Source organism: Streptomyces sp. NPDC041122 (genome assembly GCF_055592445.1).
Genome location: NZ_JBVIYQ010000001.1, coordinates 569552 through 589289, shown reverse-complemented (window position 1 = coordinate 589289; position 19738 = coordinate 569552). Strand labels below are relative to the sequence as shown.

The following is a 19738-nucleotide window of genomic DNA, read 5'->3' as shown; positions in this document are numbered from 1 at the left end:
CGCGCGGTCCCTCTCCCGTACTCGCCCCGACGACCGTCCCGGTCGATGAATCCGGCTCATACAAGGATGAGATCTTCCGCGTTGTTCCCCAGCGGACACCCCCACAGGGTGGAGGCCATGTCACAGAGCACCCCTCTCCCCACGCGGACAGGCGCGTCGCCGCGCCCGCACACCCTCCTCGCCGTCCTCGTGGTCGCCGCCGCCACCTTCACCGTCGTCACCACCGAGATGCTGCCCGTCGGGCTCCTCACCGCCATCGGCGCGGGCCTGCACGTCTCGGACGGCACCGCGGGCCTCGCCGTCACGCTGCCCGGCGTCGTCGCCGGACTCGCCGCCCCGCTGCTGCCCGTCGCCGCGCGCCGCGTCGACCGGCGTACCGTCCTGGCCGCGCTGATGACGCTGCTCGCCGTCGCCAACATGGTCTCCGCGCTCGCGCCCGCCTTCGGCGTCCTGCTCGCCGCGCGGGTCCTGGTGGGCGTCTGCACCGGCGGGGTCTGGGCCGTCGCGGCGGGCCTCGGCGTCCGGCTGGCCCCGGCGGGCGGCGCGGGACGGGCCACCGCGGTGATCTTCAGCGGCATCGCGGTGGCGTCCGTGCTCGGCGTGCCCGCAGGGACCCTGCTCGGTGAACTGGCGGGCTGGCGCTGGGGGTTCGTGGCCCTAGCGGCGCTCGCCCTGGCCGTCGCGGGGCTGCTCACCGCGGTGCTGCCCCGGCTGCCCGCCCGCGAGGGGATCGGCCTCGGCGCCTTCCCCGGGCTGCTGCGCGCCGGCCGGCTGCGGGCCGGTCTGCTCGCCGTCACGCTCCTGGTCACCGGCCACTTCGCCGCGTACACCTACATACGCCCCGTCCTGGAGCGGGTGCCGGGCATCGGCGCGGGACTGATCAGCGTGCTGCTCCTCGCCTACGGGACGGCCGGCATCGTCGGCAACTTCGCGGGCGGCGCCGTCGCGGCCCGCGATCCGCGCCGGGCGCTGCTGATGATCTGTGCGCTCCTCGCCGCCGTGGTGCTGCTCATGGTGCCCGCGGGCGGCTCGCTCGCCGCGTCGGTGGCGGTGCTCGTGGTGTGGGGGCTGGCGTACGGCGGGGTCTCGGTCTCCGCGCAGAACTGGGTGATGGCCGCCGCCCCGGACGCCCGCGAGGCGGCGTCCGCGCTCTTCGCCGGGGTGTTCAACGGGGCCATCGCGCTCGGCGCCTTCACCGGCGGCCGGGTCGCGGACGGCCACGGGGCGGGCGCGGTGCTGTGGCTGGGCGGCTCGCTCGCCGCGCTCGCGCTGGTCGCGGTGGCGTGCGCGGGGCCGCGGCGCGGGCGGCCCGGCGGGTACGCGAAGGGGGCGGCCACCGGCACCCGGTGACCGCCCCCTCCGGCGGCGTACGAGCGGGCCTCAGCCCTGGAACCTCAGCCCCTGCGCCTCCTCCTTCAGGAGCTCAGCCCTTGAGCTCGGCGGCGACCAGCTCCGCGATCTGCACGGCGTTCAGCGCCGCGCCCTTGCGGAGGTTGTCGTCGGAGATGAAGAACGCCAGGCCGTTCTCGACCGTCTCGTCCTTGCGGATGCGGCCCACGAACGCGTCGTCCTTGCCCGCGGCGACCAGCGGCGTGGGCACCTCGGTGACGACGACGCCCTCGGCCGAGGAGAGGATCTCGGTGGCCCGCTCGGGGCTCAGCGGCCGCGCGAAGCGGGCGTTGACCTGGAGGGAGTGGCCGGTGAAGACGGGCACGCGGACACAGGTGCCGGAGACCTTCAGCTCCGGGATCTCCAGGATCTTGCGCGACTCGTGGCGGAGCTTCTGCTCCTCGTCGGTCTCGTTCAGGCCGTCGTCGACGACGGAGCCGGCCATCGGCAGGACGTTGTAGGCGATCGGCGCGACGTACTTGTCCGGCTCGGGGAACTCGGCGGCCGTGCCGTCGTGGGTGAGCTTCGGGGCGTCCTCGCCCACCTTCTTGACCTGCTCGAAGAGCTCCTCGACGCCGGCCAGGCCGGAGCCGGAGACCGCCTGGTAGGTGGCGACGACCAGCGCTTCGAGGCCGGCCTCGGCGTGCAGCGGCTTCAGGACCGGCATCGCGGCCATCGTCGTGCAGTTCGGGTTGGCGATGATGCCCTTGGGGCGGTCCGCGATCGCGTGCGGGTTCACCTCGGAGACCACGAGGGGGACCTCGGGGTGGCGGCGCCAGGCCGAGGAGTTGTCGATCACGACGGCGCCCTGCGAGGCGACCTTCTCGGCGAGGGCCTTGGAGGTGGCGCCGCCGGCCGAGAACAGCACGATGTCCAGGCCCGTGTAGTCGGCCGTGGAGGCGTCCTCGACGGTGACGCCGTCCAGGACCGAGCCGGCGCTGCGGGCCGAGGCGAACAGACGCAGCTCCTCCACCGGGAACTTCCGCTCGGCGAGGATCTTGCGCATGACCGTGCCGACCTGACCGGTGGCTCCGACGATTCCGACCTTCACAGGGACTTCCTCCGTATGTGCGTGCGGCCTGGTGACCCCGGCCTGGGCTTGCTCCATCATGCGTCTGTCCAGGGCCGCGTTGTCCAATCCATTGTCCGAGGTGCGGGACGCCACATTCGGGGGCGGCCGCCGTGAACGTTTCGGGCCGCCCCCGCGTCGTAGGGAAAACGCGGGGACGGGAGGGGCACATTGCTGCGCGGAAAGGCGCGCCGCGCGCCGCGGGCGGGCACGGCGGCCGGGGGAGCGGATCCGCTGGACGCGGCCCAGGAGGACCGGGTCCGTGCGGTGCTCGCGCTCGGCGGTGTGCCGCACGCCGACCTCTCCGACGGGGTGCAGCAGGTCCGCCTGAAGCTCCTGGAGCGGGCGGCGGACGGGCGCGAGGCGCCGCGTGACGTCTCCGCGTGGGCGGCCGTCGTCGCCTCCCACCTGGCCATGGACTGGCACCGGGCCCGGCGCCGCCAGGAGCGGCTCGGCGAGCGGCTCACGGCGCTGTGGCGGGAGGCCGACGACGAGGACGGCGCGGAGGCGCGGGCCACCTCGCTGGCGCTCGCGCAGGGACTCGGCGAGCTGCCCGACGCCCAGCGGCAGGTGGTGGTGCTGCGCTTCTACGCGGACCTGCCGGTCCGGGCCATCGCCGAGGAGCTCGGCATCCCGGAGGGCACGGTCAAGAGCAGGCTGCACACGGCGGTACGGCTCCTGCGGGCCCGCCTGCACGAAGGGGAGGTGGTGTGAGGGTGCCGGAGAACGACGCCGACGCGCTGATGCTCGCGATCACGGGCGAACCGGTGCCGGCCGAGGCGCTGCGCGATCCCGGCCTCGCCGCCGACCACGCGGCGGCGGCCGCCGACGTCGCGCTGCTGCGCGAGCGGCTCGGCACGCTGGGCGACACCCTGGCGGCGGGCCCCGGCCCCCGCCTGGGGTCCGCGCCCGCCCTCGCGCCGCCCGGACGGACCCGGGCCCGGCGCCGGTCCACCGTCGCCCTCGGCGCGGTCGCCGCGACGCTGGCGGCGGTGGTGGTGGTGGGCGGCCTCGGCTGGCTCGCGGTGGACGCGGGGCGGGGCGGCGGGAGCGACCAGGACGCGGGCGGGAGCACGGCATCCGACGGCAGGCCGGGTCGCGCGGGCGGCGGGGCCGCGGATCTCAGCCCGGAGGGCTTCGTCGCCTGCTCGCGGCTGATCGTGGAGGGCACGGTCACGGCTCTCGACCCGGTGCCGGGCGCCTTGCAGGAACGTGTCACGGTCGACGTCACCCGGTACCTGAAGCCCGACTCCGGCAGCGGCACGGTCAGGTTCCCGGTGGACCGCTACGCCGAGCCGCGCCTGAAGCAGGGCGACCGCGTCCTGGTCACCGTCGACGAGGGGGCGGCGGAACCCGCCAGCTGGGCCGTCGGCAAGGAGCGCGACCGGCTGCGCGCGATGATCGTCGAGGCGCTGCCGGCCGCGCAGCGGATCAGCTGCGGCGCGGGCCCGGGACCGGGCGACTGAGCGGCCGCCCCGGGCCGGTGCACGGCCCGGCCGCGAGAGGCGCACGGCCCGGCCGCGCCCGCTGAAACCGGACGTCCCGCCGGGACGCTCGCGTGACGCGGCATCCCGGCGGGACTCCTCAGCTGGTCCGCCGGGGCGGACAGGGGTTACGGCGTGACCTTCTCGACCTTCACGCTGCCGCTGCCCGCGGCCGTGCCGCCCGCGTTCAGCAGGGACACCTCGCCGAAGAGCTCACGGCCCGCGGCGGCCGGGGCCTTGGCCTCGACCTGCGCGTCGACCTTCGCCGACGCGCCGTTGGCGAGCTTCACCGTCTTGGACTCGTCGACGGTGACCTTGCCGAGCGCGCCCGAGAAGAACACGTCCCGGTAGTCGTAGGCGGTCGTCCCGGCCGGCACCGAGTAGCCCGTCACCTCGATCGTGTACGTACCGGCGGCGGGCTTGGTCAGGCTGACCGACTCGTCCGAGTCGCCCTCCGCCGACGAACCCACGACCACGCCGTCCTTCTTGACGGCCAGGTCCAGGTCGGCGGCGATGTCCGCGGGCGCGCCGATGGCGGCGTCCAGACGCTCCGCGCCCTCGGGTACGACCACCTCGGTGGTCTGCGTCTCACCCTGCTTGATGCTGGGCCGCGCCGACTTCGCCGAGCCGAGCGAGCCGCCCTTCAGCTTGCCGTCGACGGCCGCGAAGTTGTTCTTCACGGTCCAGGAGACGGGCGCCGGCGTGCCGACCTTCGCCTCGGGGACCGTCTGCACGGCCGGGTCGAAGGCGACGCCGAGCGCGGCGACGGTCAGCTTGTACGGGTTGTCGAGCAGCGGCGACGTACGGCGTGACTCGACCTCGATCTCCCAGACGCCGGCCTGCGGGTCCGGGTACGCCCGCAGGTCGGGGCGGCAGGTGTCGGCCGGGTTCTCGTAGTTCGGGTAGCAGACGATCGACGAGGTGGAGTCGACCGGGACGCCGTAGGGGTGCACCGCGATGAAGCGGGTCTGGCTCTTGCCCTTCAGGCCGCCGAGGGCGACCTCCAGGGACTTGGCGCCCTGGGGCACGGTCACGAAGTAGGACTTCGTGCTGTTGCGCTGCGTCGAGCCGGACGCGGAGAAGGTGTACGCCGGCTTGGCGAGCGGCGCCGAGACGACGACCGTCGACATGATCTGCTGGTCGATGCCCTCGGTGCGCTCGTCGTCGACGGTGAGGATCGCGCTGTGCAGCCCAGCCGACTTGGCCTTCGCCCGCACCTTGACGGTGACCGGCTTGTTCAGCGGCAGTGCGATGTCGTCCTTGCCGAGCAGCTTGAACGTGCCCTCGTGGTTGTTGACGAGGTCCAGCTCGTGGCGGACGGCGCGGGCCGGGCCCGAGGTGCGGGTGATCGTCACGTCGTACGTCCGCTGCTGACCGGTCCTCAGGCCGCCCTCACGGTCGTAGATGCCGGTGCCGGGCTTCTTCAGCTCCTGGTCGAGGGCGGTGTCGACGGGGGCCTGCACCGTGTACGTGTGCGCCGTGGCGTCGTCCTCGATGGCCTTCCAGGCGTGCACGACGTCGATGAGGCCGGTGCCCTGCGCGTACGCCTGCTCGCCGGGGATGTGGCGTGCGGTCGAGGTCAGCGCGGTGCGCAGCGCCGCCGGGGTGAGGCGGATCTTCTCCCGCTTGGCGGCGGACAGCAGCAGCGCCGAGGCGCCCGCGGCCTGCGGGGACGCCATCGAGGTGCCCTGCAGCATCGAGTAACCGGCCGGCAGCGAGTAGCCGGCCTCGGCGACCGGGGAGCCGGGCAGCCAGGTCTGGGTGGTGTTGATGGCCGCACCGGGCGCGGAGATGACCGGCGCGAAGCCGCCGTCCTCACGCGGGCCGCGCGAGGAGAACGGCATCATCGCGTACTTCTTCTCCACCTGGGAGCCGTAGTTGGCGGCCCAGGTCTCCTTGGAGATGGCCGCGCCCACCGAGATGACCTTGTCGGCGAGGCCGGGGTCGCCGATGGTGTTGGCGCCGGGTCCTGAGTTGCCCGCGGAGATCACCAGCTGCACGCCGTAGGTGTCGATGAGGCGGCTGTAGAGCTCGGCGCGCGCGTTGTTGCCGTCGTTGAGCGCCGGGAGGCCGCCGATCGACATGTTGACGATGTCGACTCCGCGCTTCGTCACGAGGTCGATCATGCCCTCGGTGAGCGCGACGTTGGTGCAGCCGCCGGTCCAGGTGCAGGCGCGCGAGGAGACCAGCTTGGCGCCGGGGGCGGCGCCGTTCATCCTGCCGCCGAACAGGCCGTTGGCCGCGGTGATGCCCGCGACGTGCGTGCCGTGCTCGGACTCGATGACGCCGATGTTGACGAAGTCGGCGTGTTTGCCGACCCAGTCGCCGCCGTAGGGGTCGGTCGGCACGTCCTTGCGGATCTCGACGACGAACGGGACGCGCTCGGCGACGTCGGTCGCCGGGTCGTCCTTGCCGAAGTAGGCGACCTGGTGGTCGTCCTTGTAGGGCTTCATCGGCTCGTCGTCGGTGAAGTCGTTGTCGTCGTCCAGGTCCACGCGGACCGTGCCGGCCGCCGGGTCGTACAGGACGCCCCAGCTGTCGGTGGTGTCGCCGTCGCGGTTGAGGTCGCCCTTGGCGTCGCCGCCGGCGGTGGCCGACTCACGGAAGCGGTTGACCTGGAAGGAGCCCGCCGGGGACTTCCACGTCTCGCCGTCCCAGGTGAAGACGGGGCCGGTGACGGGGTTGGTCATGCGGCGCCAGGTGCCGTCCGCGTCGACGATCGGGTCGGTCGCCGTCACCCAGTCGGTGATCTTGCGCTCGCCGGTGCTGGTCTTCTTCAGCGCGGGATGACCGAGGTCGATGCCGGAGTCGAGGATGCCGATGGTGACGCCCCGGCCGTCGGCCGTGCGGTTCTTCTGCACGAAGTCGACGGCGCCGGTCTCGGCGGACGGGTTGTACGGGTTCTTCGCCGGGGTGCCCTTGTCCGGGCCCGGGTACGTGCCGCGCGCCGCGGACTTGGCGCCCTTGGCGCGGTCGGCGGCGGGCGTCGGGTCGTCCAGCGCGATCTCGTGGCGCAGGTCGATGGCGTGCACCGACGACAGCTTCGTGGCCGACTTGATCGCGGCGTCCGCCGCGGCGGTCGGCACGGTCGCGCGGACGTAGCCGAGCTTGTCGTCGGTGCGGCCGACCGAGCCGCCCTTGACGCCGTCGAGCTGCGCGGTGACCTGCTCGGTGGCGCCGGGCGCGGTGGCGACCATCATCGTGACGGTCTTCTCGCCGGCCGCCTCGGCGTCGGCGAGCAGTTCGGCGTCGGCCGGACCGAGCTTGCCGGCCGCGGACTTGGGCGCGGGCACGGGGGACGGGGTGTCGTCCGCCGCGAAGGCGAGGGGTGCGGCCCCGGTCGCGCAGAGCGCGGCGGTGAGACCGACGGCTATCGCGAGGCGGGGCGCGCGTCTCGCGCTCGTACCGGAACGGGAACTGGATCTGGGCATCGGCATCCCTGCGTGAAGGTCGGGAGGAGGGTCGGTACGGCCCGCGGTCCGCGAAGTTCCGGAATCCGGGGCCGGATGACCGCTCAGCCTTACGCAAGTGACTGCTGTTTGGGGAGAGTTGTCCGAGCTGTGATCAGGGCGTGACGCAATTCCGCCAAGCGCCATGGGGGACAAGAGAGTTCATAGCCGGACATGACCCGAGGACGTCGCCCGTAACGGGCGGCGGGAAGCCGGACAGGCCCTAGCGTCGACCGGGTGCAGAAAGAACTGAGGGTGGCGGCCTACGCCGTATGCGTACAGGACGGCCGGGTCCTGCTGGCCCGCTGGGTGGCCGGGGACGGGGTCAAGCGCTGGACGCTGCCGGGCGGCGGCATGGACCACGGCGAGGACCCGTACGACACCGTCATCCGGGAGGCCGACGAGGAGACCGGCTACACCGTCGAACCGGTCGCCCTCCTCGGCGTCGACTCGCTGCGCCGCCGCTACCCGCGCCGGCTCGGCGCCGTCGCCGACTTCCACGGGCTGCGGCTCGTGTACGAGGGACGCGTCACCGGCGGCGCCCTGCGCAACGAGACCGACGGGTCCACCGATCTCGCGGCCTGGCACCCGCTGACGGCCGTACCGGACCTCGACCGCGTGGGCCTCGTCGACATCGGTCTCGACCTGTGGCGCACCCGCCCCGCCGACGGCCACCGCAGGGGGTCCGCCGAAGGCCACCACCCCGGCCGCGAAGGGGAGCGCTGAGCCCGCTCCCCGCCTTCCCTTCCCCGCGAGGTGAACACGGAGTGACCGCTTCCTCTCCGGCCGGAGAGGACCGCGTGACCGCGCAGGGTGCCGGGTGATCCACGTACGGTGATCGGCGTCGCGCGTTGCGGCCTCGTTCACGCGCAGGTCACCCCCGCTGCCAACGATCCAGTACGAGCGGGAAGTCCGCCGGCCGCACCAGGGCCCGGGCCTCCCGCGACCACTGCCGACGCGTTCGCACCCGGGGAGACCGCGCATGCCGCGCATACGCTCTGTCGCCACCGCAACCGCCACGGCCGCAGCCGACGCGGCCTCCACCGTCGCCCGCCTCGACCGCCGCGCCTTCCTCGCCGCCACCGGCGCCGTCACCCTCTCCGCCGGCGTCGGCTACGCGCTCGGCCCCGGCGCGGGTTCCGGCAACGCCGCGCCCGCCGGCCGCGCCACCGTCCCGCGCTCCCGGCCCGCCCCCGCCGCGCCCCTGGCGCCGTACAAGAACGGCACCACTCTGCTCACCGCCGCCGCCCCGCGGGGCGCCACCGGCTACCGGCGGCTCGGCGACGGGCCCGCCTGGCCGCGCGTCGTCCGCGGCGACCTGGCGCAGGCGCGGGCGGGCCGCGAGGCGCGGCGCACCGCGCTCGCCGCCTTCGTGCAATTCACCGACCTGCACCTCGTCGACGTCCAGCACCCGCTGCGCTACGAGTATCTGCGCGCCCAGACCGCGAGCGCCTGGCGGCCCCACGAGTCCCTGTCGGTGGCGGGCGCCGTCTCGCTCGTCGAACGGGTCAACGCGCTGCGCGGGGCGCCCGCCACCGGCGCGCCCCTGCACTGCGTCGTGACCACCGGCGACAACACCGACAACAACTCCCGGTCGGAACTGGACTGGTTCCTCACGGTGATGAGCGGCGGCCGCATCACCCCCAACACCGGCGACCCGCGCCACTACGAAGGCGTGCAGGCCAGTGGGATCCCGCTGTACTGGCACCCGGACGACACCCTGCGCGACGCCGACAAGCACCGCGGCTTCCCGCGGCTGCACGGCTTCCTCGACGCCGCGATCCGCGAGGTCAACAGCCCCGGCCTCGGCCTGCCCTGGTACTCCACGGTCGGCAACCACGACGCCCTGCCCGGCGGCTGCTGGGCGCCCCGCGACCCGTACTTCACCGAGTTCGCCACTGGCGGCCGGAAGCTGATGTCCCTGGACGAACAGCGCGGGGCCGCGCTCTGGAAGGCCGTCAAGAAGGGCCGCGACCCCAAGGGCGCGCACTTCAAGGAGCTGCTCAAGAGCGAGGCGCGGCGGATGCGGAGCGTCACGCCGGACGCGTCCCGGGCGCCGTTCACCCCCGCCGAGTACCTCCGGGCGCACCTCGACCCGGCCCACAAGGGCCACGGCCCCGTCGGTCACGGCTACACCCAGGAGAACCTCGCCGCCGGCACGCAGTACTACTCCTTCCGCGTCAGCGACGACGTGCTCGGCATCAGCCTGGACACCACCGACCCCGGCGGCCACTACGAGGGTTCGCTCGGCACCGCCCAACTGCGCTGGCTGGAGCGGGAACTCGAGGCCAACGAGCGGCGGGCCGGCGGCCCCTCGTACGTCGTGGTCCTCAGCCACCACACCAGCAGGACCATGCGCAACCTCCGCGACGACCCGACGCACCCCGGCGAGCGGCGGCACGGCGGCGACGAGATCGTCGAACTGCTCGGCCGCCACCGCTCCGTCCTGGCCTGGGTCAACGGCCACAGCCACAAGAACGCCATCACCCCGCACACCACCCCTGACGGCTCCTTCTGGGAGGTGTCCACCGCATCCCACATCGACTTCCCGCAGCTCGCACGGGTGGTGGAGATCAGCGACAACCACGACGGCACGGTCTCCCTCTTCACCACCCTCATCGAGTCCGCCGCCCCGCACCGCACGGACTTCGCCGACCTCTCCCAGACGGGCCTCGCCGCCCTCTACCGCGAGCTGTCCTTCAACGCCCCGGGCGCACGCCCCGCGTTGGGCGGCGAGCCCGGCGACAGGAACACCGAACTGATCCTCCGGAAGGGATGAGTCCGGCCCGCTGAGCTACTGAGCCACCGGCCCCGCCGCGCTACCGGGGCAGCACGACGACATACGCCGCCGGGTCGCGGTCGACCGACGCCATCAGGGCCGTCCGCACCACCGTGGCCTGCTGCTCGACGGAGTCCCTCAGCTTCTTCGGCGTGACGTGCACGACGGTGATGCCGAGCCGCTCCAGGTGCTCGCGCTTGCGGACGTACTCCGACCACAGGGCGTCCTCGTCCTGGCGCGGGGCCCGGGTGTCCAGCTCCACGGCCACGGAGTGGTCGGGCCAGTAGGCGTCGACGCCGCCGAGGTGCGGGCCGCCGGGCAGCCGCAGATCGACGTTCCACAGCGGGTCGGGCAGAGCGTGCTCGGCGACCATCCGGTACAGCCGGTCCTCGGCGATGGCCCGCCCCTCGGCGAGCAGCGAGTCGACGGCGTCCACGACGTGCGGCCGGGTGAGCAGCCGCGCGCCGTTCAACTCCCGCACGATCGCCGCCGGTTCGCAGTGTCCGCCGCGCACCGCCTCGGTGAGCAGCCGCCGCACCGCGCCCGCCTCGGCGAGCTGCGCCACGGCGTCGGCGAGCGCCCGCGGCACCGGCGCCACCGGGACGCCCGTGATCTGCTGGGCGGCGGGCATCGCCTGAGCGCGCACGAGCCGCGCGAACCCCACCGAACGCAGCCGCCGGGTGCGGGGCACCAGCACGTCGATGTGGTTGAGGGAGAGCAGCGGGGGAGCGGACGAGAAGTCGTGCAGGGCGAGCGCGGCGAGTCCCGTGATCATCGCGTCCGCGTACGGTGCGTGCGGCTCGCCCGCGCGGGGCTGGGCGGGCACGGCCCTGGCCGCTCGGGCCGGCGGACGCCCCGCGTACAGCAGGGCGCCGTGCAGCCGCTCCTCGCTGGTCGGCGGTCCCGGGTGCAACAGGCAGACGCCCGGCAGCAGTTGCTGCCAGGGTCCGCCGGGCCGGCAGTGCGCGCCGGCGTCCGCCGCGGTGACGCCGTGCTCGCCGAGCTGGGCGGTGCTCATGACGCGCAGCTGGGCGTCGGCGAGGTGGGTGAGGGGGAGGGGGGAGAGCGGGGTGTCGTGGTTCATGACCCGGTCGTTCCCGCGCCCGACCGCCGCGCTAACCGCTGTTACACGCCCGTCGACAAACCCGGACAACCTCGCCCTAAAGCACGGGCGTTCGACGACCGATGGGCACCGCCCCGGCACACGACGGCTGACCTGCGGTCCGGGCGGGGGCGGGAGGCGGGGAAGGGCGGCGCGGGCAGCGGGGGAGGGGGCAGCGGTCCCGCGGAGGCCGCCGCCCCCCTCACCCCCTCACCACGTCACCGCTCTAGCTCGCCGCCGCGGCATCGCATGCCTGGGCCCGCAGCGAGCGGGCCAGGTCGTCCCGGGCCTCCAGGACGAGCCGGCGCAGTGCGGGCGCGCTCGCCTCGTGCGCGGCGAGCCACTCGTCCGCCGCCGCCAGCGTCGCCTCGTCGCCCTGGAGATGCGGGAAGAGGCCCCGCACCACGTCCATGCCGATCTGGATGGACCGCTCGGCCCACACCCGCTCGATGGCGTCGAAGTACCGGGCGGCGTACGGCGCGATGAGCTCCCGCTGCGACGGCTGCGCGAAGCCCGAGATGGTCGCCTCCACCAGCGCGTTGGACAGCGCGTCCGACTCCACCACGGCCGCCCACGCCTGGGCCTTGACCGCCGCGGAGGGCCGCGCGGCCAGGCACCGCACCTGGTGCCGCTTGCCGGACGCCGTGTCGTCGCGGGCCAGCTCCGCCGCCAGGACGTCCTCGCCTGCGACACCGTGCGAGGTCAGCGGGGACAGGAAGGCCCAGCGCAGCTCCTGGTCGACGTCCAGGCCGTCGATCTTGGCGTTGCCCGCCAACAGGCCCTGAAGGAGCTGGAGATCGGCCGCCGAGGACGCCACCGTGGCGAAGAACCGCGCCCACGTCAGCTGGTGCTGGCTGCCCGGCGCTGCGATCCGCAGCTCCCGCAGCGCGCCCTCGGCGAGCGTGCGGGCGCCCTCCTCACGCCAGCTCGGGGCGGCGTAGTGGGTGAGGGCGGTGTTGGCCCAGGCGTGCAGCATCTGCAGGACGCCGATGTCGCTCTCCCGCCCGGCGAACCGGAGCACCGACGCGATGAAGTCGCGCGCCGGCATGAGCCCGTCCCGCGTGAGACTCCACAGCGCCGACCAGCACAGGGCGCGGGCCAGCGGGTCGGTGAGGTCGCCGAGGTGGTCCCGCAGCGTCGCCAGGGAGTTCTCGTCGAAGCGGATCTTGCAGTAGGTCAGGTCGTCGTCGTTGACCAGGACCAGCTCGGGCGCCTCCTCGCCGGCCAGCTCGGCCACGACCGTGCGCGGCCCGTCCACGTCGGCCTCCGCGCGGGCGTACCGCTCCAGGTCGCCGCCGGAGGTGCGGCGGTACAGGCCGATGGCCACGCGGTGCGGGCGCAGTTCGGGGTGGGACTCGGCGGCCTCCTGCAGGACGGAGAGCTCGGTGATGCGGCCCTCCGCGTTCAGGATGACCTGCGGGGTGAGGGAGTTGACGCCGGCCGTCTGCAGCCACGCCCGGGCCCAGGACGTCATGTCGCGCCCGGAGGTCTCCTCCAGGACGGCGAGCAGATCGGCGAGGGTGGTGTTGCCGTACGCGTGCCGCTTGAAGTAGCGCCGCGCGCCTTCCAGGAACGCGTCCCGGCCGACGTAGGCGACGAGCTGCTTGAGGACGCTCGCGCCCTTGGCGTACGTGATGCCGTCGAAGTTGAGCTTGGCGTCTTCCAGGTCATGGATGGTGGCCGTGACCGGGTGGGTGGAGGGCAGCTGGTCGGCGCGGTAGGCCCAGGCCTTGCGGTTGTTGGCGAAGGTGATCCAGCCGTTGGTGAAGCGGGTGGCCTCCACCAGCGAGAAGCTGCCCATGAAGTCGGCGAAGGACTCCTTCAGCCACAGGTCGTCCCACCAGCGCATGGTGACCAGGTCGCCGAACCACATGTGCGCCATCTCGTGCAGGATGACGCCGGCCCGGCGCTCGTACGACGCCTGGGTCACCTTGCCGCGGAAGATGTACTCCTCGCGGAAGGTCACCATCCCGGGGTTCTCCATCGCGCCCAGGTTGTACTCCGGCACGAACGCCTGGTCGTACTTCCCGAAGGGGTACGGGTAGTCGAAGTTGTCGTGGAAGAAGTCCAGACCCTGCTTGGTGACGAGGAAGACGTCGTCCGGGTCGAAGTGCGGGGCGAGGCCCTTGCGGCACATCGCGCCGAGGGGGATCTCCAGGCGGGTGCCGTCCGCGAGGACGCGCTCGTAGGAGTCCGTCACGTAGTGGTAGGGGCCGGCGACGACCGCCGTGACGTACGTCGAGATGGGCTTGGTCTCGGCGAATCGCCATACGCCGTCGAGGACTTCGCCCACGCCGTTGGACCACGCGGTCCACCCGTCGGGCACCTGCACCTGGAAGCGGAAGGTCGCCTTGAGGTCGGGCTGCTCGAAGTTGGCGAAAACGCGGCGTGCGTCCGCCGGCTCGTACTGCGTGTAGAGGTAGACCTCGCCGTCCTCGGGGTCGACGAAGCGGTGCATGCCCTCACCGGTGCGGCTGTAGACGCACTGGGCGTCCACCACCAGTTCGTTCTCCTCGGCGAGGTCCTCCAGCGCGATCCGGGCGCCGTCGAAGACCTCGGAGGGGTCCAGGTCCTTGCCGTTCAGCGAGACCGCGGTGACGCTCGGCGCGATCAGGTCGGCGAAGGTGGTGGCGCCCGGCTCGGCGCTGCGGAACCGGACCGTGGTGACCGAGCGGAACGTGCGCGGCTCCCGACCGCTCTCGCCGATCGCCGACCGCAGGTCGAGGAAGACCTCGTAGCTGTCGACGGAGAGCAGCGCGGCCCTCTCGCGGGCCTCGTCGCGGGACAGATTCTCACCGGGCACGGGCGGCACTCCTTTGTGACTCGCATGTCTGTGATTCGCCTGACTCGTACGAATGTCTACGATCCTCGCATGCGCCGTCGGCGCCCGGCATCCGGGAATGCCCTGGTGCGCCACCGACGTTTCCCCGGCCAGATGCGAACGGATTCCCTAGGGAGAGACATGTCCGAGAACGGCAGCAAGACCCCCGTCGACTTCTGGTTCGACCCGCTGTGCCCCTGGGCCTGGATGACGTCGCGCTGGATGCTCGAGGTCGAGAAGGTCCGTGACGTCGAGGTCCGCTGGCACGTGATGAGCCTGGCCGTCCTGAACGAGGACAAGCTCGACGATCTCCCCGAGGAGTACCGGGAGATGCTGGAGACGAAGGCCTGGGGCCCCGTCCGTGTCGTCGTCGCCGCCCAGCAGAAGCACGGCGACGAGGTCCTCGGCACGCTGTACACCGCGCTCGGCACCCGTTTCCACAACCGTGGCGAGGGCCCGACCCGCGAGGCGGTCGTCGGCGCCCTGGAGGACGCGGGCCTGCCCGCCGACCTCGTCGAGTACATGGACTCGGACGCCTACGACACGGAGCTGCGCGCCTCCCACAAGGAGGGCATCGACAAGGTCGGCCAGGAGGTCGGCACGCCCGTCATCGCCGTCCCCGGCGCCGACGGCGAGCAGGTCGCCTTCTTCGGCCCCGTCGTGACCCCGGCCCCCAAGGGCGAGGCGGCGGCGAGGCTCTGGGACGGCACCCTGCTGGTGGCCTCGACCCCGGGTTTCTACGAGATCAAGCGGACCCGCACCCAGGGCCCGGTCTTCGACTGACGCCCCGGAACAGCGGCCCGACCGAAAGGCCCCCGTGAGTCACGTCCTCACGGGGGCCTTTCCTTCTTCCGCCCGCCCCGGTGAAGGTTGAGAAGACGATCACGAGGCAGGGCGTCGTCGGGCTGTCACCGGGGGAGCGGCCGACAGCCCTGGCTCACGGGGCGAGCAGCAGGCTGTTGACCCGCTCCTTCGCGGCGGCGTAGCGCTTGGCCACGTCCTGCCAGTTGACGACCTGCCACATGGCCTCGATGAAGTCGACCTTCTGGTTCTTGTACTGCAGGTAGAAGGCGTGCTCCCAGGCGTCGAAGACCAGGATCGGCGTCGAGCCCTGGCCGACGTTGCCCTGGTGGTCGTAGACCTGCTCGACGATGAGGCGGTTGCTGAGCGGCTCGTAGGCGAGCACGCCCCAGCCCGAACCCTGCGTCGTCGCCGAGGCCTTGGTCAGCTGGGCCTTGAACTTGGCGAACGAGCCGAAGGACTCCGCGATGGCGTCCGCCAGCTCGCCGACGCCGTCGGCGGCCAGCGGCTCGCCGCCGCCACCGTCCTTGGGGCTGTTCATGTTGTGCCAGTAGATGCTGTGCAGGATGTGGCCGGAGAGGTGGAAGGCGAGGTTCTTCTCCAGGCCGTTGATGGCGCCCCACGTCTCCTTGTCGCGCGCCTCCTCCAGCTGCTCAAGGGTGTCGTTCGCGCCCTTCACGTACGCCGCGTGGTGCTTGTCGTGGTGCAGCTCGATGATTTGCGGGTTGATGACGGGTTCGAGCGCCGCGTAGTCGTACGGAAGTTCAGGAAGCGTGTAAATGGCCATGAGTCCGAGCCCTCCGACTGCTGCTCTGCTGTGGTGCGCTGTTGTGGTTCTCAACTTATTGCAAGTCGTTCGCAAGTGCAGGCTAGCAGCAGGAGGTCGGCAAAGTTGATCAGCCCTTCGTCCTAGGTCCGGACGGGAATGTCCGGGCATGCGAAGAAGCCCCGGACCGGCGGGTCCGGGGCTTCTTCGGGAGGTGGGGTGGTGACTACGCCGCCGCGCGCCGCTCGGCCGTCCTCTGCCGCACGAAGCCGATCACCGCGAGCACCAGCGTCAGCGCGCCGGTGGCCAGCAGCTGCTTGCGGGTGTCCGGCTGGTCGGTCATCAGGTAGAACACGTACGCCATCGCGGCCAGCGACACCCAGGTCAGGAAGGGGAACGCCCACATCTTCACGACCAGCTTCTCCGGGGCCTCGCGCTCGGTGCGGCGGCGCAGGATCAGCTGCGAGACGGCGATGAAGATCCAGACCATCAGGATCATCGCGCCGATCATGTTGAGCAGCCAGGGGAAGACGTCGTCCGGGCGCCAGTAGCTGAGCAGTACGCAGACGAAGCCGAAGACCGAGGAGGCGAGCACCGCGAGGCGCGGCACGCCGCCCGAGACCTTGCCGAGCACCTTGGGGCCCTGGCCGCGGGCGATCAGGGAGTAGGACATCCGCGAGGCGCCGTAGATGTTGGCGTTCATCGCGGAGAGCAGGGCGATCAGGACGATGACGTTCATGATCTGGCCGGCGCCGGGGATGCCCAGGTGGTCGAGGGTGGCGACGTACGGGCCCTTGGCGACGACCTCCTTGTTGTCCCACGGCAGCAGCGTGACGACGACGAGCATCGAGCCGACGTAGAAGACGGCGATGCGCCACATCGCCGTGCGCACGGCCTTGGCCACGCTCTTCACCGGGTTCTCGGACTCGGCCGCGGCGATGGTGACGGTCTCCAGGCCGCCGTACGCGAAGACGGAGGCGAGCAGGCCGATGATCAGGCCGTCCGTGCCGTTCGGCATGAACCCGCCCTCGCCGGTGAGGTTCGCGGAGCCGGGGGCGGAGACGTCGGAGCCGGGCAGGATGCCGAGGATCGCGAGGACGCCGATGCCGAGGAAGAGCGTGATGGCGCCGACCTTGAGGGCGGCGAACCAGAACTCGAACTCGCCGAAGTTCTTCACGGCCGTCAGGTTCGCCCCGCAGAACACCAGCATGAAGAGGGCCACCCACACCCACTCCGGGCTGTCCGGGAACCAGCCGACCATGATCTTGGCGGCGCCGATGCCCTCCAGGCCGACGGCGACGCAGAGCAGGAACCAGAAGCCCCACCCCGCGGTGAAGCCCGCCCAGGGGCCGATCGCCCGCTCGGCGTGGACCGAGAACGACCCCGACGCCGGGTTCGCGGCCGACATCTCGCCCAGCATGCGCATCACGAGCATGACGAGCGCGCCGGATATCGCGTAGGCGAGGACGATCGAGGGCCCGGCCGCGGCGATGCCCGCCCCGGAGCCCACGAAGAGACCGGCCCCGATCACTCCGCCGAGCGCGATCATGGAAAGATGCCGCTGCTTGAGGCCGTGGACGAGCGGGGAGTCGGCCTGCGGTGCTGCGTCGGGTGCGGTGTCCTGCGGGGTGGACGTCCGAGACATGGGCGTGCCCTGTTCAGTAGCCGAGACGGGGGAGAGAGCGGCCCACAGTCTGAGCCGCGGTACCGCTGACAGGGAACAGCTGACCGCTATACGGACACGACGCTCACACGTCGTGAAGGGGCACGCACATCAAGTTCACCTGTTGTTAATGCGCTTCCCGCTCATTGACGTGCTTCCCGCGCCACTCCCGCAGCCCGGCCACCGCCAGCACGAGCCCCGTCGCCCCCGCCGACCACAGCAGCTGCGGCCGCGCGCCGTCGTCCGTCAGCATCAGCACGAGCACGGCGGTCATCGCGGCCAGCGCCGCCCACGTCAGATACGGGAACGCCCACATCCGCAGCACCAGCCGCTCCGGGGCCTCCCGCCCGATGCGCCGGCGCAGCCGCAGCTGCGAGACGGCGATCAGCGCCCAGACGAAGAGGAGCACCGCGCCGACGGAGTTGAGCATGTAGAGGAAGACGGAGTCCGGCCACTCCAGATTGAGCAGCACCGACACGAACCCGAAGGCGACCGAGGCGAGCACCGCCCGGCGCGGCACCCCGCCACCGCCCACCTTCAGCAGCGCCTTCGGTGCCTCGCCGCGCTCGGCCAGCGAGAAGACCATCCGGGACGACCCGTAGAGGTTCGCGTTGAGCGCCGAGAGCAGCGCCACGAACACCACGATGTTCATGACCTGCCCGGCGGACGGCACCCCGATCGAGTCGAGGACCGTGACGTACGGGCTGACCCCGGCGCGCTGCGCCGTCCACGGCAGCACCGTCACGATGACGAGCATCGACCCGACGTAGAAGAAGAGGATGCGGTAGACCGCGCTGCGCACCGCGCGGGCGACCGAGCGCACCGGGTCGTCCGACTCGGCCGCGGCGATCGTCACGACCTCCAGGCCGCCGAACGCGAAGACGACGGCCAGCACCCCGGAGACCACGCCCGACCAGCCGTGCGGCAGGAACCCGCCCTGCCCGGTGAGGTTCGCGAGGCCCACCGCGTCGGTGTCCGGCAGCACGCCGAAGACGGCGAGCAGACCGAGCACCAGGAACGCCACGATCGCGCAGACCTTCAGGGTCGCGAACCAGAACTCGAACTCGCCGAAGTTCTTCACCGAGGCGAGGTTGGCGGCGGTGAAGACCACCATGAAGATCAGCACCCACGCCCACTGCGGCACCGCGGGCGCCCAGCCGTTCGCGATCTGCGCGGCGCCGGTCGCCTCCACGGCGAGCACGACCACCAGCAGGAACCAGTAGAGCCAGCCGACGCTGAACCCGGCCCAGCGGCCCAGCGCGCGCTCCGCGTGCACGGAGAACGAGCCGGAGGCGGGCATCGCCGCCGACATCTCGCCGAGCATCCGCATCACGCACATCGCGAGCGCGCCCGCGATCAGATACGAGACGACGATGCCGGGCCCCGCGACGGAGATCCCCGCGCCCGACCCCACGAAGAGCCCGGCGCCGATGACGCCGCCGAGCCCGAGCATGGTGAGGTGGCGCTGCTTGAGGCCGCCGGAGAGCGGCTCGTGCTCGGCACCGAGAGGCCCGCCGGCGGGCGGGGCGGCCGTGGCCTGGGGGTCGCGCATGGTGCTCAACGCTGCTCTCGGTGCTCAAGGAGTTGGCAGGAACCTACAGTCTCCCCGGGGAGCGGCCCCCCGCGCAAAACGAGCCACCCACCCGCTCACCTCCGTGACGAGCGTCACGCCGGGCGAGGTGTACAGGCATCCCTTTGTACGGAGCCCACCAAGGCCCCGCCCCCGGGTTGTCGCCCGGAGACCGTGTGGCGGCGGCCGGCCCTGGGATAGCGTCGACGCGTCCCAACCTGCCCACGTCCCCGCGGAGTCCCGATGAGCATCGCCGCTGCCACCACCCGCCCCGGCCAGGTCCTCGCCGACCTGCTGCCCGCGTCCCGCGTGAAGGACGCCGCCCTCGTGCTCGGCGGCGCCGCGCTCACCGGGATCGCCGCCCAGATCGCGGTGCCCGTGCCGGGCTCCCCGGTTCCGGTGACCGGGCAGACCTTCGCCGCGCTGCTCGTCGGCACCGCGCTCGGCGCCGGCCGCGGCTTCCTCTCGCTCGCGCTGTACGCCCTCGTCGGCATGGCGGGCATGCCGTGGTTCGCCCAGGCGGGCTCGGGCGTCGCCGCCCCCTCGCTCGGCTATGTGTTCGGCATGCTGCTGGCGTCCACGGTGGTGGGCGCCCTCGCCCGCCGCGGCGGCGACCGCTCGGTGCTGCGCACCGCGGGCACGATGGTCCTCGGCTCCGCGATCATCTACGCGGTCGGCGTCCCGTACCTGGCCGCCGCCACCGGGATGTCGCTGACCCAGGCCGTCGCCGCCGGGCTCACGCCCTTCCTGATCGGCGACGCCCTGAAGGCCGCCCTCGCGATGGGCGTGCTGCCCACGGCGTGGAAGTTCCTCGACCGCTGAGCCGGTCGTCCGACCGGTCGCGG

14 protein-coding genes are annotated in these 19738 nt (G+C 72.5%); 7 read left to right on the top strand and 7 right to left on the bottom strand.

What is annotated here, in order from left to right; translation table 11 throughout:
- The first annotated feature begins 117 nt into the window (after window positions 1-117).
- Complete coding sequence (locus ACZ6B8_RS02535) at window positions 118-1350, top strand: MFS transporter (RefSeq protein ID WP_471606043.1); 1233 nt, start codon at window positions 118-120, stop codon at window positions 1348-1350.
- A 73-nt stretch (window positions 1351-1423) separates the two neighbouring features.
- Here ACZ6B8_RS02535 and ACZ6B8_RS02530 read toward each other — a convergent pair whose 3' ends face one another.
- The gene (locus ACZ6B8_RS02530) at window positions 1424-2440 is read right to left on the bottom strand and encodes an aspartate-semialdehyde dehydrogenase (protein ID WP_471073903.1); all 1017 of its coding nucleotides are present in this window, start codon (window positions 2438-2440) and stop codon (window positions 1424-1426) included.
- A 189-nt stretch (window positions 2441-2629) separates the two neighbouring features.
- Here ACZ6B8_RS02530 and ACZ6B8_RS02525 point away from each other — a divergent pair, with 189 nt between their 5' ends.
- Both ACZ6B8_RS02525 and ACZ6B8_RS02520 read left to right on the top strand, forming a co-directional pair.
- Window positions 2630-3172 (top strand): sigma-70 family RNA polymerase sigma factor, encoded by a 543-nt coding sequence (locus ACZ6B8_RS02525; protein ID WP_471073906.1) that lies wholly within the window; start codon window positions 2630-2632, stop codon window positions 3170-3172.
- 2 nt (window positions 3173-3174) lie between these two features.
- Window positions 3175-3924, top strand: a complete 750-nt coding sequence (locus ACZ6B8_RS02520; RefSeq protein WP_471606042.1) for a hypothetical protein — start codon at window positions 3175-3177, stop codon at window positions 3922-3924.
- Window positions 3925-4070: 146 nt separating this feature from the next.
- Here the strand turns inward: ACZ6B8_RS02520 and ACZ6B8_RS02515 are convergent, their stop codons facing one another.
- A complete protein-coding gene (locus tag ACZ6B8_RS02515; protein WP_471606041.1) occupies window positions 4071-7373 on the bottom strand; it encodes a S8 family serine peptidase in 3303 nt (1100 codons plus the stop codon).
- Window positions 7374-7628: 255 nt separating this feature from the next.
- Here ACZ6B8_RS02515 and ACZ6B8_RS02510 point away from each other — a divergent pair, with 255 nt between their 5' ends.
- Together ACZ6B8_RS02510 and ACZ6B8_RS02505 are read left to right on the top strand one after the other, a co-directional pair.
- Window positions 7629-8117, top strand: coding sequence for an NUDIX hydrolase (locus ACZ6B8_RS02510; protein WP_471606040.1), 489 nt, complete (start codon window positions 7629-7631; stop codon window positions 8115-8117).
- Window positions 8118-8373: 256 nt separating this feature from the next.
- On the top strand, window positions 8374-10170 hold the full coding sequence (locus ACZ6B8_RS02505; protein ID WP_471606039.1) for a TIGR03767 family metallophosphoesterase: 1797 nt from the start codon (window positions 8374-8376) through the stop codon (window positions 10168-10170).
- A 40-nt stretch (window positions 10171-10210) separates the two neighbouring features.
- On the opposite strand, the gene ACZ6B8_RS02500 is transcribed toward ACZ6B8_RS02505, so the two are convergent.
- Entirely contained in the window at window positions 10211-11254 is a 1044-nt protein-coding gene (locus ACZ6B8_RS02500; protein WP_471606038.1) for a hypothetical protein, read from the bottom strand.
- Between the two features lie 244 nt (window positions 11255-11498).
- On the bottom strand, window positions 11499-14075 hold the full coding sequence (gene pepN, locus ACZ6B8_RS02495) for an aminopeptidase N (protein WP_471073923.1): 2577 nt from the start codon (window positions 14073-14075) through the stop codon (window positions 11499-11501).
- Window positions 14076-14234: 159 nt separating this feature from the next.
- Here pepN and ACZ6B8_RS02490 point away from each other — a divergent pair, with 159 nt between their 5' ends.
- Window positions 14235-14876 (top strand): mycothiol-dependent nitroreductase Rv2466c family protein, encoded by a 642-nt coding sequence (locus tag ACZ6B8_RS02490; protein WP_471073926.1) that lies wholly within the window; start codon window positions 14235-14237, stop codon window positions 14874-14876.
- Between the two features lie 154 nt (window positions 14877-15030).
- Here the strand turns inward: ACZ6B8_RS02490 and ACZ6B8_RS02485 are convergent, their stop codons facing one another.
- The 3 genes from ACZ6B8_RS02485 to ACZ6B8_RS02475 all read right to left on the bottom strand — a co-directional run bounded on the left by ACZ6B8_RS02485 (window position 15031) and on the right by ACZ6B8_RS02475 (window position 18875).
- Entirely contained in the window at window positions 15031-15681 is a 651-nt protein-coding gene (locus tag ACZ6B8_RS02485) for a superoxide dismutase (protein WP_358776033.1), read from the bottom strand.
- 205 nt (window positions 15682-15886) lie between these two features.
- Window positions 15887-17305 (bottom strand): amino acid permease, encoded by a 1419-nt coding sequence (locus tag ACZ6B8_RS02480; RefSeq protein ID WP_471606037.1) that lies wholly within the window; start codon window positions 17303-17305, stop codon window positions 15887-15889.
- 145 nt (window positions 17306-17450) lie between these two features.
- Window positions 17451-18875 (bottom strand): amino acid permease, encoded by a 1425-nt coding sequence (locus ACZ6B8_RS02475; protein ID WP_471606036.1) that lies wholly within the window; start codon window positions 18873-18875, stop codon window positions 17451-17453.
- 261 nt (window positions 18876-19136) lie between these two features.
- Between ACZ6B8_RS02475 and ACZ6B8_RS02470 the strand changes: the two genes are divergently transcribed.
- Window positions 19137-19715: a biotin transporter BioY gene (locus ACZ6B8_RS02470; RefSeq protein WP_471606035.1), complete on the top strand. Its 579-nt coding sequence runs from the start codon at window positions 19137-19139 to the stop codon at window positions 19713-19715.
- Window positions 19716-19738: the final 23 nt, after the last annotated feature.

Coding starts and splice junctions, on each gene's coding strand:
- ACZ6B8_RS02500 (WP_471606038.1), bottom strand. CDS start 11,254: ATGAACCACGACACCCCGCTCTCCCCCCTCCCCCTCACCCACCTCGCC.
- ACZ6B8_RS02470 (WP_471606035.1), top strand. CDS start 19,137: ATGAGCATCGCCGCTGCCACCACCCGCCCCGGCCAGGTCCTCGCCGAC.
- ACZ6B8_RS02515 (WP_471606041.1), bottom strand. CDS start 7,373: ATGCCCAGATCCAGTTCCCGTTCCGGTACGAGCGCGAGACGCGCGCCC.
- ACZ6B8_RS02485 (WP_358776033.1), bottom strand. CDS start 15,681: ATGGCCATTTACACGCTTCCTGAACTTCCGTACGACTACGCGGCGCTC.
- ACZ6B8_RS02535 (WP_471606043.1), top strand. CDS start 118: ATGTCACAGAGCACCCCTCTCCCCACGCGGACAGGCGCGTCGCCGCGC.
- ACZ6B8_RS02475 (WP_471606036.1), bottom strand. CDS start 18,875: ATGCGCGACCCCCAGGCCACGGCCGCCCCGCCCGCCGGCGGGCCTCTC.
- ACZ6B8_RS02505 (WP_471606039.1), top strand. CDS start 8,374: ATGCCGCGCATACGCTCTGTCGCCACCGCAACCGCCACGGCCGCAGCC.
- ACZ6B8_RS02480 (WP_471606037.1), bottom strand. CDS start 17,305: ATGTCTCGGACGTCCACCCCGCAGGACACCGCACCCGACGCAGCACCG.
- ACZ6B8_RS02490 (WP_471073926.1), top strand. CDS start 14,235: ATGTCCGAGAACGGCAGCAAGACCCCCGTCGACTTCTGGTTCGACCCG.